We start from the raw sequence: 16,042 nt of genomic DNA, 5'->3' as shown, positions 1-16,042 counted from the left end.
GGATGTGCGAGAACACGACCAGCCACGTGGCATCCGTGACTTCTCCGGCGATCGCATCGAGCGGCACCGATCGCACCACGATACCGCGGCGTTGCAGGAACGGGAAGACGATCGACGAGAAGTCGCCGTCGACGCAGAGCACTTCGGCGCCGTCCGGAACGGCGGCGGCGAGCAGGCTCGTGATGACGGAGGTCTGCGATCCGGTAGCCACGCGGTCGGGGGCGACGCCGACGAGTGACGCGTAGCTGGCCCGGGTGCGCCCGATGATCAGGTCGTAGTCCATCGGGAAGCGGTTCGCCGCCGACCACAGGTCGAGGTCCGCTTTCTGCGCCGCGATGGTTTCCCGCGTCGGCAGGCCGATCGACGCGGCCCCGAGGTAGAGGCGCGGCGCTTCGAAGCTCGCGATCGCGTCGGCGAGGGAGGGTGAGACGGTGGTGGCGATCGACATGCGTCCAGCATGCGCGACCCGAACACATGCAACAAGAGCATACTTCGGATGCAACCGATAACATCTTGTTATGGCAACCGAAATTGACCAGCGACTCGACCTGCAGTCGGTGCGCATCGTGCGCGCGATCGCGGAAACGGGGAGCATCACCGCGGCCGCCCGCGCGCTCGGCTACAGCCAGCCCGCGATCAGCCAGCACCTGCAGCGCACCGAGGTGCGGTTGGGCATGGCGCTCGTGACCCGGGTCGGCCGATCCGTGCGGCTCACCGAGGCCGGCACCGTGCTGGCGCGGCACGCGCTCACCATCACGTCGGCGTTCGACGCGGCGGAGGGCGACCTCGCCGACCTCGCGGGTCTGCGCACGGGAAACGTGCGGCTGGCCGCCTTCCCGACCGCCTCGTCGACGATCGTGCCCCGCCTGCTCGCGGCGCTCGCGGCCGGCCATCCGGGAATCACGGTCACCTACATCGAGGCGCAACCGCCCGAGGCCGTGCAGCTGCTGCGCGACGGCGGCATTGACCTGGCTATCACCTTCAGCTACCCGGGCGACCGCGCCGACCCGCACGGCGACAGCGCGAGCGGCCTCACCATGCAGCCGCTCTTCACCGAGGAGATGGTGGTGGTGATCCCGTCGCGGCATCCGCTCACGTCGCACGACGTGATCGACGTGGCGATGCTCGCGGGCGAGCGGTGGATTGCCGGATGTCCGCGGTGCCGAGGCCACCTTCTCGCCGTCTGCGAGGTGGCCGGGTTCGCCCCCACGATCACCTTCGAGACGGACAACGCCAGCGCGGTCATGAACATGGTCGCGAGCGGACTCGGCGTCGCGATGCTGCCGCGGCTGGCCCTCGCGACCGCGACGTTGCCGGTGGGGGCGGTGATCCGGCCGCACTCGCCGCGGAGCGTGCGCAGCATTCAGGCGATCGCGAACGACGGCGCCCGCCGCGTGCCCAGCCTCGCCGCGACCGGCGCCGTACTGCAGGCGCTCGACGGAACGGACTGGGGCCTGGTGGCGGCGCGGGGGTAGCTAGGGCTCCACCGGCACGCCGGCCCGGCCGCTCAGAGAACTTTTCGGAAATTCAGGAATGCGCGTCGGTGCGAGCGCCGAACCGCGGCGTGTCACGGTAGCTATCGACGCGACATCCTGAATTTCCGAAACAGGCGGGTGTTACAGCTGCTGTGCGCTCGCGGCTATCTCCTGCGCGCGCTGGATGATGCGCACGACCTCGAGCGAGTCGCGCGGGTCGACCGGCGACGGCGCTCCGTCGCGAACGGTGGCCGCAACGCCGGCGTAGAACTCCGGGTAGGCGCCGAGCGACGTCGGGTAGGCCGCGAGGCCCTCCTCGGAACCGTCGATGCCGAGCATCCCCCAGTCGGCGGGCGGCGTCACGCCGTAGCCTTCGCTGCCCGGCCAGCGCCCCTCTTTGAGCGCTGCCTCCTGGTTGTCCAGCCCGTGCACCGAATAGCCGCTCTTGTCGCCGAGCACCCGGAAGCGCGGTCCGCTCTGCGCGGCCGCCCGGCTCATCGTCAGGTGCGAGCGCACGCCGCTGGTGTGCAGCAGCGAGATGAACGAGTCGTCTTCGCTCACTCCCCCGCGTACGACGCGCAGTTCGGCCTGTTCGACGGTGGCCGGGCCGAACAGGTGCAGCGCCTGATCGATGAGGTGGCTGCCGAGGTCGAAGGTGATTCCCGCGCCCTGCTCGATCGTGGTGGTCTCCTGCCAGAGTCCCGGCTTCGGCCGGCCCCAGCGCTCGAACGTCGACTCGAACCGGTGCACGGTGCCCAGTGCGTCCTCGGCGATGAGCTTCTTGATCGTGAGGAAGTCGCCGTCCCAGCGGCGGTTCTGGAAGACGATGAGCGCGTTTCCGGCCTCCTCCGACGCGGCGATGAGCTTCTTCGCGTCGAGCACCGACGGCACGAACGGCTTGTCCACGACGACGGCCGCGCCGCCCTCGAGCGCGGCGAGTCCCTGCGCGAGGTGGGCCTGCGGAGGCGAGGCGAGGATCACCAGGTCGAGCTCGCCCACCCGCTCGAGCAGCGCCTCGGGGGTGTCGACGATCGTCGCGCCGGGGTGGTTCGCGCGCGCCTGCGCCTGACGGTCGGCATTGCCGGTCGCGATCAGGTCGAGCGAGAAGTCGGCGTTTGTCTCGATGAACGGCGCGTGAAACACGCGGCCCGAGAGGCCGTAGCCGATGATGCCGGTGCGGATGGGAGTGGAAGAGGACATCCGTCCACAATAGCGAGCGGCGGGATTCGGATGCGCCCCGCGCCAGCCCGGGCCCGTGTTCTCCGCGGTGCAACCGCTGGCGAACCGGCTAAGCGGTCGGCGCGTCGATGGCGCCGCCGAAGCGCCGGTTGCGGTTGGCGTACAGGGTGACCGCCTCCCAGAGCTGCTCCCGGCCGAAGTCGGGCCAGAGGGTGTCGAGGAACACCATCTCGGCGTACGCGCTCTGCCAGAGCATGAAGTTGCTGGTGCGCTGCTCGCCCGAGCTGCGCACGAACAGGTCGACGTCGGGCAGGTCGGGCGTGTAGAGCTGCTTCTGGATCGACTTCTCGGTGATGCCGCTGGGCTTCAGCCGACCGGCCGCGACGTCTTCCGCCAGGGCGCGCACGGCATCCGTGATTTCCTGTCGTCCGCCGTAATTCACGCACATCGTGAGCGTGAGCACGCTGTTGCCGGCGGTCAGCCGCTCGGCGAACTGCAGCTCTTTGATCACGGACGCCCACAGCCGCGGCTTGCGTCCGGCCCAGCGCACGCGCACGCCCCAGTCGTTCAGCTGGTCGCGGCGGCGGTGCAGCACGTCGCGGTTGAACCCCATGAGAAACCGCACCTCGTCTGGGCTGCGCTTCCAGTTCTCGGTGGAGAAGGCGTAGACGCTGAGGTGTTTCACTCCCAGCTGGATCGCGCCGGCGACGACGTCGAGCAGGCTCGCCTCCCCCGCCTTGTGGCCCTCGATGCGGGTGAGGCCTTTGCCGTTGGCCCAGCGGCCGTTGCCGTCCATCACGATGGCGACGTGCTCGGGCACGGCGCGCTTGTCCATCACAGGCGGGTAGACGCCCGTCCAGTCCACCGGTTTGAAGTCCACGGCGTCGGCGTGGGTCATTCCGGGTTTGATGAACTTCATGCGGTGGACCGATCGACGTGTTGGAGCGAGCGCAGCGTGCGCTCGAGGTGAAACTGCGTGTAGGCGGCGACGACACCGCTGGCCTGGCTCTGGTGACGTTCATCGGATGTCTCGACCACCGCCCAGTCGCCGGTGAGCAGCGCGGCCAACAGTTCGAGCGTCTTGAGCTCGAGCCTCGGCGATCCGGGCGGGGCGACCTCGTCGGCGACGACGCCGCCGAGCTGCGCCACGAATACGGTGTGCGGGCCCGGTGCGCCGGTCACGGCGCAGTCGACGAAACTCGGCGCCCAGCCGGCGATCGACAGCGACCGCAGCAGGTAGCTGTCGAGGGTCACGCTCGAGTGGTGCTCGCGGCGGGCGAGCGAACGCAGGGCCCCGACGAGCAGCAGGTACTGCTGCAGTGATCCGTCGTCGTCGGTGATCTTGTCGGCGGTCTCGACCATCACGCTCGCGGCGGTGTAGCTACCGTAGTCCGCCGTGATCTCGGCGCCGTACGAGCCGAGCGACTCCGCCTGGGTGATGATGTCGAGGCTGCGGCCCTCGAACAGCTGCACGTCGGCGACCATAAACGGTTCGAGCCTCGCGCCGAACTTGCTCGCGGTGCGGCGCACTCCCTTGGCCACGGCGCGGATCTTGCCGTGGTTGCGGCTGAGCATCGTGACGATGCGGTCGGCCTCGCCCAGCTTGTGGGTTCGCAGCACGACGGCTTCATCACGGTAAAGGGGCACTTACCTATTATCGGCGCTGCCAGCAGAATGGAGGCGAGACGCACAGGCGCGAGAGACAAGGAACACGCACATGGTCATTCTCGTAACCGGCGGCACCGGAACGCTCGGCCGGGAACTCGTGCCGCGCTTGCGGTCGCGCGACGCAACCACCGAGGTGCTGAGCCGGAGGGAACATCCGGGCTTCCGCACCGGCGACCTCACCCGCGGCGACGGGCTCGACGCCGCGCTCAAGGGGGTCGACACCGTCGTGCACCTCGCCGCGGGCAAAGACCAGCCGCGCGAGACCGGCCTGCTCATCGACGCGATGCACCGGCAGGGGGTGCAGAGGCTCGTGTTCATCTCGATCGTGGGAATCGACCAGATCCCGTTCCCCTACTACGTGGGCAAGCTCGCGGCCGAGCGGGCGGTTCTCGACAGCGGCCTGGGTGTGAGCGTGCTGCGCACCACTCAGTTCCACTCCTTCGCCGCGGCACCGTTTCTCGGCCAGCGCCTGTCGCCGGTGCTGCTGGCGCCCCGGCTGAAAATCCAGCCGATCGACGTGCGCGAGGTGGCGGTGCGGCTGGCCGACCTCGCCCAGGGCGCGCCGCGCGGGCGGGTCGCCGACGTCGGCGGGCCCTCGGTGCTCGCCGGCCACGAGCTGGCTCGGGAGGTGAGCCGCCGGTTCGGCTGGCGCAAGCCGATCGTCGACTTCGACCTGCCCGGCGAGACGTGGGCCGCGTTCGCCGCCGGACACCACCTCGTGCCGCACCACCGCTCGGGCGGCCGAACCTTCGCCGCCTATCTCGCCTCGCTGTGATGGGTTCCGTCGGCTGAGTTTCCGCCGTGGCGCACGTTCCACGCGCGGCCCGCACAACGGCGAGAATGGTCTCGTGACAGAAGCCGCCTTTTTCATCCCCGCCTGGGCGGACATCCTGGCCATCGGCATCGGCAGCCTCCAGGGTGCGCTGTTCGCCGCCCAGTTCCGCGACCGTCGGCTCGATCTGCTCGGGGTCGCCGTGATCGGAATCGCGACCGGGTTCGGCGGCGGAATCCTGCGCGACCTGCTGCTCAACGAGCTGCCGGCCGCGATGCAGAGCAACTGGTACCTGCCGACCGCGGTGATCGCGGCCCTCATCGGCATGTTCCTCGAGCGCGTGTTCAACCGGCTGTCGAAGGTGATCACGGTGCTCGACGCGCTCACGATCGGCCTCTTCGGAGCGATCGGAACGACGAAGGCGCTCGCCATCGGCGTGCCGCCCGTGCCTGCCGTCTTCGTGGGTGCCCTGTCGGCGGTCGGCGGGTCTGTGCTGCGCGACCTGCTGCTCAACCTGCCGATCGCCATCATGCAGGTGGGATCCCTCTACGCGATCGCCGCCCTGGCCGGCACCTCGAGCCTGGTCGTGCTCGTGGCCTTCGGCGTCAACGTCACGGTCGCCGCGGTCGTCTGCGTGATCGTCACATTCGGCGTGCGCGTGCTCGCCGTCCTGTTCAACTGGAGCCTGCCCGAACAGCGCCGCCTCGAGCGCCTCCCCACGCTCAGGCGCTTCCGCAGTTTCCGCCGCTTCCGCCGCTGAGCCCGCGGGCCGTCACGTCGCCGGAGCCCCTACCCGCCTCTTCTTCGGAAATTCAGGAGCCGCGGCATCCGCCCGTCTGCCCACCCCCGGGATTCAGGGAACGCGAAACGGCCCAGCGACGTGACATCCTGAATTTCCGAATGGGGCGGCACCGAGCCGGCCCGCGGGTGCCCTACCCGCCGCCAGCCGAGACGCGAACCTTCGGAAATTCAGGAGATGGATGCGCATGGGCCGGCGACCGCCCCGGGATTACGGGGGCGGCCGACGGCTCATCGACGGGAAGTCCTGAATTTCCGAAAGAGCGGCCCGGTGGAAAGGCGGCCGGGTTGGCTGGACTGGGCTGGCGCGCGCGGGCCAGCTAGACGGTGGCCAGCTCGCGGTCGTCGGCCGACGCTCGCACGGCGCGGTTGACGGCCGAGACGACGGCCTTCAGTGAGGCCGTCGAGATGTCCGCGTCGATGCCGACGCCCCAGAGGCGCACGCCGTTGACGTTGAGGTCGACGTAGGACGCCGCGTAGGCGTCGCCGCTCGCGCTGAGGGCGTGCTCGACGTAGTCGAAGAGTTTCACCTCGACGCCCTGCTCGGCCATGATCTTCAGGAACGCGGCGATCGGCCCGTTGCCGGTCGCATCCGCGTTGATGACCTCGTCGCCGACACGCAGCACCGTCTGCAGCGCCACGGCACCGTCGAGGTCGCTGGCCGTGCGCGTGCGGGTGAGCTCGAAGCGTCCCCACTTGTCTTCGGGGCGCTCGACGGGCGCGGGCAGGTACTCGTCCTGGAAGATCTCCCAGATCTGCGCGCTCGTCACCTCGCCCCCCTCTGCGTCGGTCTTCGCCTGCACGACGCCCGAGAACTCGATCTGCAGCTTGCGCGGCAGGTCGAGCGCGTGGTCGGTCTTCAGCAGGTAGGCGACGCCGCCCTTGCCCGACTGCGAGTTGACGCGGATGACCGCCTCGTAGCTGCGCCCGAGGTCTTTCGGGTCGATCGGCAGGTAGGGAACGGCCCAGACCAGGTCGTCGACCTCGACGCCCTGCGACGAGGCGTCGGCGGCCATGGCCTCGAAGCCCTTCTTGATGGCGTCCTGGTGCGAGCCGCTGAACGCCGTGTAGACGAGGTCTCCCGCCCACGGGCTCCGCTCGGGCACCGGCAGTTGGTTGCAGTATTCGGCGGTGCGCTTGACCTCATCGAGGTCGCTGAAGTCGATCTGCGGGTCGATGCCCTGCGTGAACAGGTTGATCCCCAGGGCGACGAGGTCGACGTTGCCGGTGCGCTCGCCGTTTCCGAAGAGGCAGCCCTCGATGCGGTCCGCCCCGGCCAGGTAGCCGAGTTCGGCCGCGGCGATGCCGGTGCCGCGGTCGTTGTGCGGGTGCAGGCTGAGGATCACACTGTCGCGCCGGGCGAGGTTGCGTGACATCCATTCGATCGAATCCGCGTAGACATTGGGCGTCGCCATCTCGACGGTCGCCGGCAGGTTCAGGATGACGGGACGCTGCGGGGTTCCCCCGAGGGCGTCGACCATCCGGTTGGAGATGTCGAGGGCGAAGTCGAGTTCGGTGCCCGTGTAGCTCTCGGGCGAGTACTCGTAGTAGACGTCGACCTCGAGAACGGTCTCCTCGGCGATGCGGCAGAGGCGCGCGCCCTCGAGCGCGATGTCGATGATGCCCTGCTTGTCGGTGCGGAACACCACGTCGCGCTGCAGCACGCTCGTCGAGTTGTAGAGGTGCACGATGGCCTGCTTGGCGCCGGCGATGGACTCGTAGGTGCGGTTGATCAGCGTCTCGCGCGCCTGCGTCAGCACCTGGATGGTGACGTCGTCGGGGATCAGGTTCTCTTCGATGAGGCTGCGCACGAAGTCGAAGTCGGTCTGTGAGGCCGAGGGGAATCCGACCTCGATCTCCTTGTAGCCCATCTTCACCAGGAGGTCGAACATGATGCGCTTGCGTTCGGGGCTCATCGGGTCGATGAGGGCCTGATTGCCGTCGCGCAGGTCGACGGCGCACCAGCGCGGGGCCTGCGTGATGCGCTTCGAGGGCCAGGTGCGGTCGGGCAGATCGACCGCCAGCTGCTCGTGGTACGGGCGGTACTTGTGGATCGGCATGCCGGAGGGCTGTTGCGTGTTCTTCATGGTCTCTGTATCTCTCGCTCTTGTAAGTGGTCAGCCGACAACGAACACCGCGACGAGGGAGGCCTGAAGGTTAGGACTCGTCGCGGCAGCTAAGGAGAAGCAGACCGAACAACACGATTTCAGGGTACCACTCCCCTCCGCCGAAGGGAGAGACGGGTTCGGATGATCCGCCGGAATGAATTCCGCGCGGGTGATACCCTGCACGGCATCATGTATTCGCTGGAGCAGGTGCGCGGATTCGTCGCCGTCGCCGAGGAACTGCATTTCGGCCGGGCCGCGGACCGTCTGCAGATGACCCAGCCGCCCCTCAGCCGGCAGATCCAGAAGCTCGAGCGCAGCATCGGCGTCTCGCTGCTCGACCGCAACAACCGTTCGGTGTCGCTCACCCCCGCCGGGCTGGCGTTCCTCGTCGAGGCCCGACGACTGCTCGCGATCGCCGACAGCGCGCCCGAGTCGGCCCGGCGCATCGCCGAGGGAGCCGCGGGTCGGCTCTCGATCGGGTTCACGGCGATGACGGCCGTCGGGGTGCTGCCCCACGTGCTCGCGGAGGCCGACGCGTTTCTGCCCGGGGTGGACCTCGTGCTGAACGAGCTGGTGAGCGAGGCGCAGTTCGCCGCGCTGCTGGCGGGCGATCTCGACCTCGGCCTCGTGCGGCTGGCGCCGCGTCATCCGCAATTCGACTCGCGGCTCATCGCCCGCGAGACCCTCGTCGCGGCGGTACCCGCCGACGACCCGCTCGGCGGAACGACGGCGCCCGTCTCGGTGCGCGAGTTCGAGGGCGTCGACATGCTCATGTACGCGGCGTCCGGCGCGTCGTACTTCGCCGACCTCGTCGCCAGCGTGTTGGTCAACGTGCGGCCGCGGTCGGTCCAGCGGCTCACCCAGGTGCACAGCATGATGTCGCTGGTCGGCGCGGGCCGCGGTGCCGCGATCGTGCCGGAGTCGGCGGGCACCTTCCGCATCGACGGGGTGGTGTTGCGCCCCCTCGTGGAGTGGGAGCGGCCGGTCGTCGAACTGCGCGCGGTCTGGCGGCGCGACAGCTCGAACGCGGCCATGCTGCGGGCGCTCGAGAGTTTCGGCACGCTGCAGCCCCTCACCGCGTGATGCTTTCGCGGCATCATTCGATGCCCGATCGCTCTTGGACAGGCATCTGAACGGTTCCTAGAGTTGACCTCGAACCAGCTGGAGCTGGCGCCGCCCACGTCGCCGTGGACAATCGGAGGTAGGACGACGTGGTCGCATTCTCGCCGCAGCAGCTCGCCGACACGGTCGGATCGGGGTTGCTCTCGTTTCCCGTAACGCACTTCACCGACGACCTCGAGTTCGACGAGCCGAGCTACCGGGAGCACCTCTCCTGGCTGAGCCAGTACTCCGTGGCCGGGCTCTTCGCCGCCGGCGGAACCGGGGAGTTCTTCTCCCTCACCACCGCGGAGGTGTCGAGGGTTCTCACGGCCGCCGTGTCGGAGATCGACGGACGCGTTCCGGTGATCGCCCCCGCCGGGCTCGGTACGCGCACGGCGATCGAACAGGCGCGCGACGCCGAACGTGCCGGAGCCGCCGGCATCCTGCTGTTTCCGCACTACCTCACGGAAGCGTCGCAGGACGGCATCGCCGCCCACGTCGAAGCAGTATGCCGATCGACCTCCTTGGGCGTCATCTTCTACAACCGGGCGAACGCGCGCATCACCGTGGACACGTTGGCGCGGCTCGCCGACTCGTGCCCGAACCTCGTCGGGTTCAAAGACGGTCTCGGCGACATCGAGCTGATGACCCGCATCTACGCGCGCTTCGGCGAGCGGTTCGTCTACATCGGCGGTCTGCCGACGGCCGAGACGTTCGCGCTGCCCTACCTGGAACTCGGCGTCACGACCTACTCGTCGGCGCTGTTCAACTTCGCTCCCGAGTTCGCGCTCGAGTTCTACGCCGACGTGCGCGCGAAGAGGCACGACGCGGTCTACGCGAAGCTGCGGGAATTCGTGCTGCCGTACCTCGATATCCGCGACCGGCGGAAGGGCTACGCGGTGTCGATCATCAAGGCGGGACTCGACGCGGTCGGCAGGCGCGGCGGCCCGGTGCGGCCGCCGCTGATCGACCTCACCCCGGCGGAACTCGACGAGCTGCGCGCGCTGACCGCCGCGAACTCGCTGCAGCTGGCGCGGTAGCGTCGGCCTGCATTGATGTGACCACAAGCTTCGGCTCTGACGAAAGGACCATCGTGACGCTCACGGGAGACATGCTGATAGGGGCCGCGCGGGTGCGCGGCACGGCGGGCTCGTTCCGCGCCGCAGATCCCGCGACCGGGGAACCGGTCGAGCCCGAGTTCGGCCAGGGCGACGAAAGCGACGTCGACCGGGCGGCGCTGCTCGCGCGTGACGCGTTCGACGTCTACCGGGCGACCTCCCCTGCCGAGCGGGCCGACTTCCTCGAGTCGATCGCGCGCAACATCGAGGCCCTCGGCGACGGGCTGATCGACCGGGCACGGCTCGAGTCCGGCCTCGCGGTCGCCCGGCTCGAGGGCGAGCGCACGAGGACGACGAGCCAGCTGCGGCTGTTCGCGGAGTTGCTGCGCGGCGGCACGTCCACCGGCGTGCGCATCGACCCCGCGCAGCCCGACCGCGCGCCCGTCCCCCGCATCGACATCCGGCAGCGGCTGATCGGCGTCGGGCCCGTGGCGGTATTCGGGTCGAGCAACTTCCCGCTGGCGTTCTCCAACGCCGGCGGCGACACCGCCTCCGCGCTGGCGGCCGGGTGCCCCGTCGTGGTGAAGGTGCACAACGCCCATCCGGGCACGGCGATGCTCGTCGCGGGTGCCGTCGCCGACGCCGTCGCCGAACACGGTCTGCCCGAGGGCGTGTACTCGTCGCTCATCGGCGCCGGCACCAGCATCGGCGCCGCCCTCGTCGCCCACCCCGCCATCAAGGCGGTCGGCTTCACCGGGTCGCGCTCGGGCGGGCTGGCGCTCGTCGACATCGCCCGCACCCGTCGTGAGCCCATCCCGGTGTACGCCGAGATGAGCAGCATCAATCCGGTCTTCGTCTTCCCGTCCGCGCTCACCGAGGAGGTGGCCGCCGGCTTCGTCGGTTCCCTGACCCTCGGCTCGGGACAGTTCTGCACCAATCCGGGTCTCGTGTTCGTGCCGGCCGACGGAGACGCGTTCGCGCGAACGGTCGGCCGCCTCGTCGCGGAGGCGACGGGCCAGACCATGCTGACCCGTGGCATCCGCGAGGCTTTCGAATCGGGCACCGCCCGGCTCGACGCGGTCTCCGGTGTCGAGCGACTCGGCAGCGGCGCCCCCGGGGCCGGGCCGAACGCCCCCGCGCCCGTCGTGTTCGCGACCGACTCCGACCGCCTGCGCGCGGAAGACGCGCTGCAGGACGAGGTCTTCGGGGCGTCGTCGCTGGTGGTGCGCTACACGGCGATCGACGACCTGCTCTCGATCGCGGAGGCCATGGAGGGGCAACTCACGGCGACGATCCTCGCCGACAGCACCGAGAACGCCGAGGTGAGCCGGCTACTGCCCGTGCTGGAACGCAGGGTCGGCCGCATCCTCTACAACGGCTGGCCGACCGGCGTCGAGGTCAACCACGCGATGGTGCACGGCGGCCCGTTCCCGTCGACCTCCGACGGGCGCACCACCTCGGTCGGCACGCTGGCCATCGAGCGCTTCCTGCGACCGGTCGCCTACCAGAACCTGCCCGACGAGCTGCTGCCCGCCCCCGTCGCCGACGCCAACCCGTGGGACCAGGTGCGCAGCATCGACGGGCGCATCGAGGGCCTGTCGCGCTAGGCGGCTGGCCGCGCACTGGTGCCGTGCCCCGTGCGCCGTGCCCGCTGTTTCGGAAATTCAGGAATCGCGGTCGGGCGGTCGACGCGCGACCCCGGCATTCCGCGAGACAGAAAACAGGCGGATGCCGCGGCTCCTGAATTTCCGAAATAGTGGCACGGGGCTCGGGCGGTGAGGGCCGAGGGCGGCCGCGCTCAGTCGAGCGCCAGGGCCGCCACCGGGGTGACCCGGGTCGCCCGGCGCGACGGGCCGACCGACGCCACCACGGTGAGCACACCCGCGAGCACGATCACGCCCGCGAGGAACGGCAGCGGCATGCCCGGCACGACGAACCCCGGACTGCCGTTGACGCTGCCGAACATCGACTGCGCGCCCGCCCAGCCGTAGAAGAACCCGAGCACCAGGCCGACCAGCAACGAGGCCGCTGTCAGCTGGGCGCTCTCCGCCGTGATCATGCCTCGCACCTGGCGGCCGGTGAAGCCGAGCGCCCGCAACAGCCCGAGTTCGCGCGTGCGCTGCAACACGCTGAGCGACAGGTTGTTCACCATGCCGACCGCGGCGATGACGGCGCTGAACCCGGTGAGGATCGAGAAGACGACGATGGTGGTGACGAAGGCCTCGTCGATGCCCTGGTAGTACTCCGGATCCTGCTCCTGCGCCGCCGTGATGATGTTCTGGTAGCCCTGCATCGCGACCACGAACATGGTGACGAGCGTCACCCCGATGACCAGCCCGATGGTGGTGCGCGACGACCGCTCGGGATACCGCACCGCGTTCTCCGCGGCGAGCCGGGCAGGGGCGCTCGAGCCGAGCAGCCTGCCGACCAGCCGCAGCGCGAAAGGCATCACCAGGTGGGCGCCGACGACCAGACCGGTGAACGAGAGCAGTCCGCCGACGATGCCTACGAGCACCGCGAGCGGCGTGACGAGCCCCATAACGACGGCGAGGCCGAGGATGACGGTGCCGGTCACGAAGAGCACGGTCGCCGTGGCGGTGCGCGCCTTCGATGCGGATGTCTCGGCGACACTCTGCTCGTGCGCCGCACCGGTGGCCTGCATCGGCGAGACCACCAGCACGCGCCGGGAGCCGACCCAGGATGCGATCCATGTGGTGAGGACGACGGCGACCACCGGCAGTATCAGCACGGGCGACAGGTACGAGTAGGCGACGCCGTCGGGCATAGAGCCCGAGCCGGTGCCGACGGCGACCGTGGCGATCGTGATGGCGGTGCCGGCCAGGGTGCCGAGAACGGAGCCGGCCACCCCGACCGCGAGGCCCTCGCGGGCGACGGCTCGCCGCTGGGTCCTGGCGCTCGAGCCGATCAGCCGCAGGAGGGCGATGGTGCGCGTGCGCCCCGCGATGATCGTGGCGAACGTGTTCGACGTGACGATCGCACCGACGTACACGGAGATGACGATGAACACGAGAGCGACGATGCCGAGGAAGAGGGCGACGGTGTCGCTCTCCCCCGTGACGCTGTCGGCGGCGACGATCTGGCTGATGACGCCGACGAACTGCAGCACCGAGACCCCGAAGGCGGCGCTCAACGCCGCGACCAGAACGCTCGGGCCGTGTTCGCGCAGGCTGAGCCGGTTCATGCCGCGCGCTCCATTCCCAGCATGAGGCCGGAGATCTCCTCGGGGGTCGACTTGCCGAGGTCGCGCACCACGGCGCCGTCGGCGAGGAACACGATGCGGTCGGCGTAGCTCGCGGCGATCGGGTCGTGCGTGACCATCGCGATGCTCTGGCCGTACTCGCGGCTCGCGGTCGCCAGCAGCGTCAGCACCTCGCGGCTGGTGCGCGAGTCGAGGTTGCCCGTGGGCTCGTCCGCGAAGACCAGGTCGGGTCGGGTGGCGAGCGCGCGGGCGATGGCGACGCGCTGCTGCTGTCCGCCGGAGAGCTCGTGCGGGCGGTGGCGCAGGCGGGCGGCGAGGCCGAGCGATGAGACGAGCTGGTCGATCCATTGGCGTTCGACGTCGCTCGGCCGGCGTCCGTCGAGTTCGAAGGGAAGCAGGATGTTGCCCTCGATGTCGAGCGTCGGCACGAGGTTGAACGACTGGAACACGAACCCGACGCGACGCCTCCTCAGAATGGTGAGCGCGTCATCCGCGAGGCTCGTGATCTCCGTTTCGCCCAGCCAGACGCGGCCGGCCGAGACCGAATCGAGGCCGGCCATGATGTGCATGAGCGTCGATTTTCCGGAGCCGCTCGGGCCCATGATGGCGGTGAATTCACCGCGACGGATGCCGAGGGTGACGTCGCGCAGCGCGGCGACGCGGTTCTCGGTCGACCCGTACGATTTGCCGAGGCCCTCGACCCGGGCGACGAGGCTGTCTGTTGAAGTGTCCATGCTTCAACGCTAGAAAACCTGCGGATGATCCGAATCCGGCGCAGGGCTTGCGCGGGTACATCGCAAGACTGAGATCAGTCTGTCAGCCCGTTCTCGTACGCGAACACGACCAGCTGCACGCGGTCGCGTAGGCCCAGCTTGCCGAGCACCCGGGAGATGTGCGTCTTCACCGTGGCCTCGCTGAGAAACTCCGCCGTCGCGATCTCGGAGTTGCTGAGCCCCCGCGCCGCGAGCACGAAGATGTCTTTCTCCCGCGAGGTGAGCTTCTCGAACGACTCGGGCACGACCGTCGCGACGTGGGTGTCGAAGTTTTCGAACAGCTCGCGGGTGGCGGACGCCGCGATCACCGAGGTGCCGGCGTGCACCGTGCGGATGGCGGCGAGCAGGAACTCGGGGTCGGCGTCTTTGAGCAGGAATCCGCTCGCTCCCCCGCGGATCGCGCGCATCGCCGCCTCGTCGAGGTCGAAGGTGGTGAGCACGATGATGCGCGGCTGCGGTCCGCCGCGCCGGGCGGCAGCGGCGAGGATCTCGCTCGTCGATTCGATACCGTCCATCACGGGCATGCGGATGTCCATGAGAATGACGTCGGGCAGGGCGGTCGCCGCCATCGCGATGCCCTCGACGCCGTTGCCCGCCTGCCCGACGAATTCGAGGTCGGGCTGCGAGGAGACGAGCATCCTGATGCCGGTTCTGAACAGCGCCTGGTCGTCGACCAGCCCGACCCGGATCCGCTCGCTCACGTCGCGGCCGCCGTCGGCAGGGTGGCGGTCACGACGAAACGCCTGCCGTCGGGCTGCGCGCGCAGGCTGCCGCCCACCAGGGCGGCGCGTTCGGTCATGCCGGCCAGGCCGTGCCCGATGTGCAGTTCTTCGGTGGTTGTCGGCACGTCGATCCCGTTCGTGATGGTGAGGTCGACGCGGTCGTCGAGCCATTCGAAGCGCAGCGCGACGGGCGCGGCACGGTCGCCGTGGCGCAGCGCGTTGGTGATCGCCTCCTGGATGATGCGGTAGATCGAGAGCTCGTGGGCGGTACCGAGCGCGCGCGGTGCGCCCCGCTGTTCGAAGTCGATCGTGAGGCCGGATGCGCGCAGCTGGTCGAGCAGCCGGTCGAGGTCGGCGAGTACCGGCTGGGGGCCGTCGCCCTGGCTGTGGCGCAACTGGCCGAGCAGCAGCCGCACGTCGCCGAGCGCGTCGCGCGCCGTCGTGGAGATGGCGATGAGGGCCTCGTCCACGGCCTCGGGGTCGTGCGCCCTGGCGTATCTGGCACCGTCGGCCTGGGCGATGACGACGGCCAGCGAGTGGGCGACGACGTCGTGCATGTCGCGGGCGATGCGGTTGCGCTCCTGCTCGACGATGACGTCTTGCTCGGCCGCCTCGCGGGCGAGCTTGCTCTCCCGGTTGCGCATCATGGCGCGCATGAGCAGGCCGATGAGCCACGCCGAGCCGAGCACCACGACGAGCATGCCGAACAGCAGGGCGAACTGCAGAATCACCTGCGGCAGCTGCAGCGCGCCGAGCAGTGTCGTCGAGACCCCGATGCCCGCACCCTGCAGCGCGAGCCAGGCGGCGGCCACGGCCGAGCCGAGACCCACCGAGGCGAGGCCCAGGTAGCGCACGAAGCGCCCGCCGTAGGCGGCCGTCGTGTAGAGCACGAGCAGCGTGGCCACGTTGAAGATGCCCGGGTAGAGGCCGAACGACATCTGCAGCACGGAGGCGACCCAGGCCACTCCGAGGGCGAGGCCCGGGCTCACCCGGCGCAGCGCGATGGCGACCGCGTAGATCCCGAGCATCAGGAACACGATGTCGGGCCACTGGTAGGCGAAGATCCCGTAGGTGACGTAGGCGAAGAACAGGTACAGCAGGGCCAGCGCGCCGTCGACGGCGTACTGGAACCTCTGCAACCTGCGGAACATGATTACACGCTAGGCGC

Annotated in this window: 14 protein-coding genes and 1 pseudogene; 6 read left to right on the top strand and 9 right to left on the bottom strand. The window is 69.5% G+C overall.

Annotated features, from left to right (window positions below):
* Positions 1-448, bottom strand: a pseudogene (locus tag ACLQ6X_RS12185) (aminotransferase); the annotation flags it as partial.
* Positions 449-518: 70 nt separating this feature from the next.
* Here ACLQ6X_RS12185 and ACLQ6X_RS12180 point away from each other — a divergent pair.
* On the top strand, positions 519-1,475 hold the full coding sequence (locus ACLQ6X_RS12180; protein WP_411700417.1) for a LysR family transcriptional regulator: 957 nt from the start codon (positions 519-521) through the stop codon (positions 1,473-1,475).
* A 141-nt stretch (positions 1,476-1,616) separates the two neighbouring features.
* Here ACLQ6X_RS12180 and ACLQ6X_RS12175 read toward each other — a convergent pair whose 3' ends face one another.
* From ACLQ6X_RS12175 to recO, 3 genes are all read right to left on the bottom strand, one after another.
* Positions 1,617-2,675 (bottom strand): Gfo/Idh/MocA family oxidoreductase, encoded by a 1,059-nt coding sequence (locus ACLQ6X_RS12175; RefSeq protein WP_411700416.1) that lies wholly within the window; start codon positions 2,673-2,675, stop codon positions 1,617-1,619.
* A gap of 88 nt (positions 2,676-2,763) precedes the next feature.
* Positions 2,764-3,573 carry an isoprenyl transferase gene (locus ACLQ6X_RS12170; protein ID WP_411700415.1) on the bottom strand — a complete coding sequence of 270 codons (810 nt, stop codon included), beginning with the start codon at positions 3,571-3,573 and terminating at the stop codon, positions 2,764-2,766.
* Positions 3,570-4,301: a DNA repair protein RecO gene (gene recO / locus ACLQ6X_RS12165; RefSeq protein ID WP_411700414.1), complete on the bottom strand. Its 732-nt coding sequence runs from the start codon at positions 4,299-4,301 to the stop codon at positions 3,570-3,572. The genes ACLQ6X_RS12170 and recO overlap by 4 nt, the downstream gene beginning before the upstream one ends.
* A 70-nt stretch (positions 4,302-4,371) precedes the next feature.
* On the opposite strand from recO, the gene ACLQ6X_RS12160 reads away from it, so the two are divergent.
* The gene (locus ACLQ6X_RS12160; RefSeq protein ID WP_411700413.1) at positions 4,372-5,097 is read left to right on the top strand and encodes an SDR family oxidoreductase; all 726 of its coding nucleotides are present in this window, start codon (positions 4,372-4,374) and stop codon (positions 5,095-5,097) included.
* A gap of 73 nt (positions 5,098-5,170) precedes the next feature.
* Positions 5,171-5,854, top strand: coding sequence for a trimeric intracellular cation channel family protein (locus ACLQ6X_RS12155; protein ID WP_411700412.1), 684 nt, complete (start codon positions 5,171-5,173; stop codon positions 5,852-5,854).
* A 358-nt stretch (positions 5,855-6,212) separates the two neighbouring features.
* Here ACLQ6X_RS12155 and leuA read toward each other — a convergent pair whose 3' ends face one another.
* A complete protein-coding gene (gene leuA, locus ACLQ6X_RS12150) occupies positions 6,213-7,979 on the bottom strand; it encodes a 2-isopropylmalate synthase (RefSeq protein WP_411700411.1) in 1,767 nt (588 codons plus the stop codon).
* A 162-nt stretch (positions 7,980-8,141) separates the two neighbouring features.
* On the opposite strand from leuA, the gene ACLQ6X_RS12145 reads away from it, so the two are divergent.
* The 3 genes from ACLQ6X_RS12145 to ACLQ6X_RS12135 all read left to right on the top strand — a co-directional run bounded on the left by ACLQ6X_RS12145 (position 8,142) and on the right by ACLQ6X_RS12135 (position 11,766).
* Positions 8,142-9,083 (top strand): LysR family transcriptional regulator, encoded by a 942-nt coding sequence (locus ACLQ6X_RS12145; protein WP_411700410.1) that lies wholly within the window; start codon positions 8,142-8,144, stop codon positions 9,081-9,083.
* 128 nt (positions 9,084-9,211) lie between these two features.
* The gene (kdgD, locus tag ACLQ6X_RS12140; RefSeq protein WP_411700409.1) at positions 9,212-10,141 is read left to right on the top strand and encodes a 5-dehydro-4-deoxyglucarate dehydratase; all 930 of its coding nucleotides are present in this window, start codon (positions 9,212-9,214) and stop codon (positions 10,139-10,141) included.
* A gap of 53 nt (positions 10,142-10,194) precedes the next feature.
* A complete protein-coding gene (locus tag ACLQ6X_RS12135; RefSeq protein WP_411700408.1) occupies positions 10,195-11,766 on the top strand; it encodes an aldehyde dehydrogenase (NADP(+)) in 1,572 nt (523 codons plus the stop codon).
* A gap of 191 nt (positions 11,767-11,957) precedes the next feature.
* On the opposite strand, the gene ACLQ6X_RS12130 is transcribed toward ACLQ6X_RS12135, so the two are convergent.
* The 4 genes from ACLQ6X_RS12130 to ACLQ6X_RS12115 all read right to left on the bottom strand — a co-directional run bounded on the left by ACLQ6X_RS12130 (position 11,958) and on the right by ACLQ6X_RS12115 (position 16,025).
* On the bottom strand, positions 11,958-13,361 hold the full coding sequence (locus ACLQ6X_RS12130) for an FtsX-like permease family protein (RefSeq protein WP_411700407.1): 1,404 nt from the start codon (positions 13,359-13,361) through the stop codon (positions 11,958-11,960).
* Positions 13,358-14,113 carry an ABC transporter ATP-binding protein gene (locus ACLQ6X_RS12125; protein ID WP_411700406.1) on the bottom strand — a complete coding sequence of 252 codons (756 nt, stop codon included), beginning with the start codon at positions 14,111-14,113 and terminating at the stop codon, positions 13,358-13,360. The genes ACLQ6X_RS12130 and ACLQ6X_RS12125 overlap by 4 nt, the downstream gene beginning before the upstream one ends.
* Before the next feature lie 74 nt (positions 14,114-14,187).
* Positions 14,188-14,853, bottom strand: coding sequence for a response regulator (locus tag ACLQ6X_RS12120; RefSeq protein WP_411700405.1), 666 nt, complete (start codon positions 14,851-14,853; stop codon positions 14,188-14,190).
* Positions 14,850-16,025 (bottom strand): sensor histidine kinase, encoded by a 1,176-nt coding sequence (locus ACLQ6X_RS12115; RefSeq protein WP_411700404.1) that lies wholly within the window; start codon positions 16,023-16,025, stop codon positions 14,850-14,852. Before ACLQ6X_RS12115 ends, ACLQ6X_RS12120 begins: the two co-directional genes overlap by 4 nt.
* Positions 16,026-16,042 lie beyond the last annotated feature (17 nt).

It is taken from the genome of Conyzicola sp. (assembly GCF_046714715.1).
In the GTDB taxonomy this organism is placed as follows: Bacteria; Actinomycetota; Actinomycetes; order Actinomycetales; family Microbacteriaceae; genus Conyzicola.
Note: the sequence above shows the minus strand (reverse complement) of the source record. Positions and strands in the feature narration are given on the sequence as shown.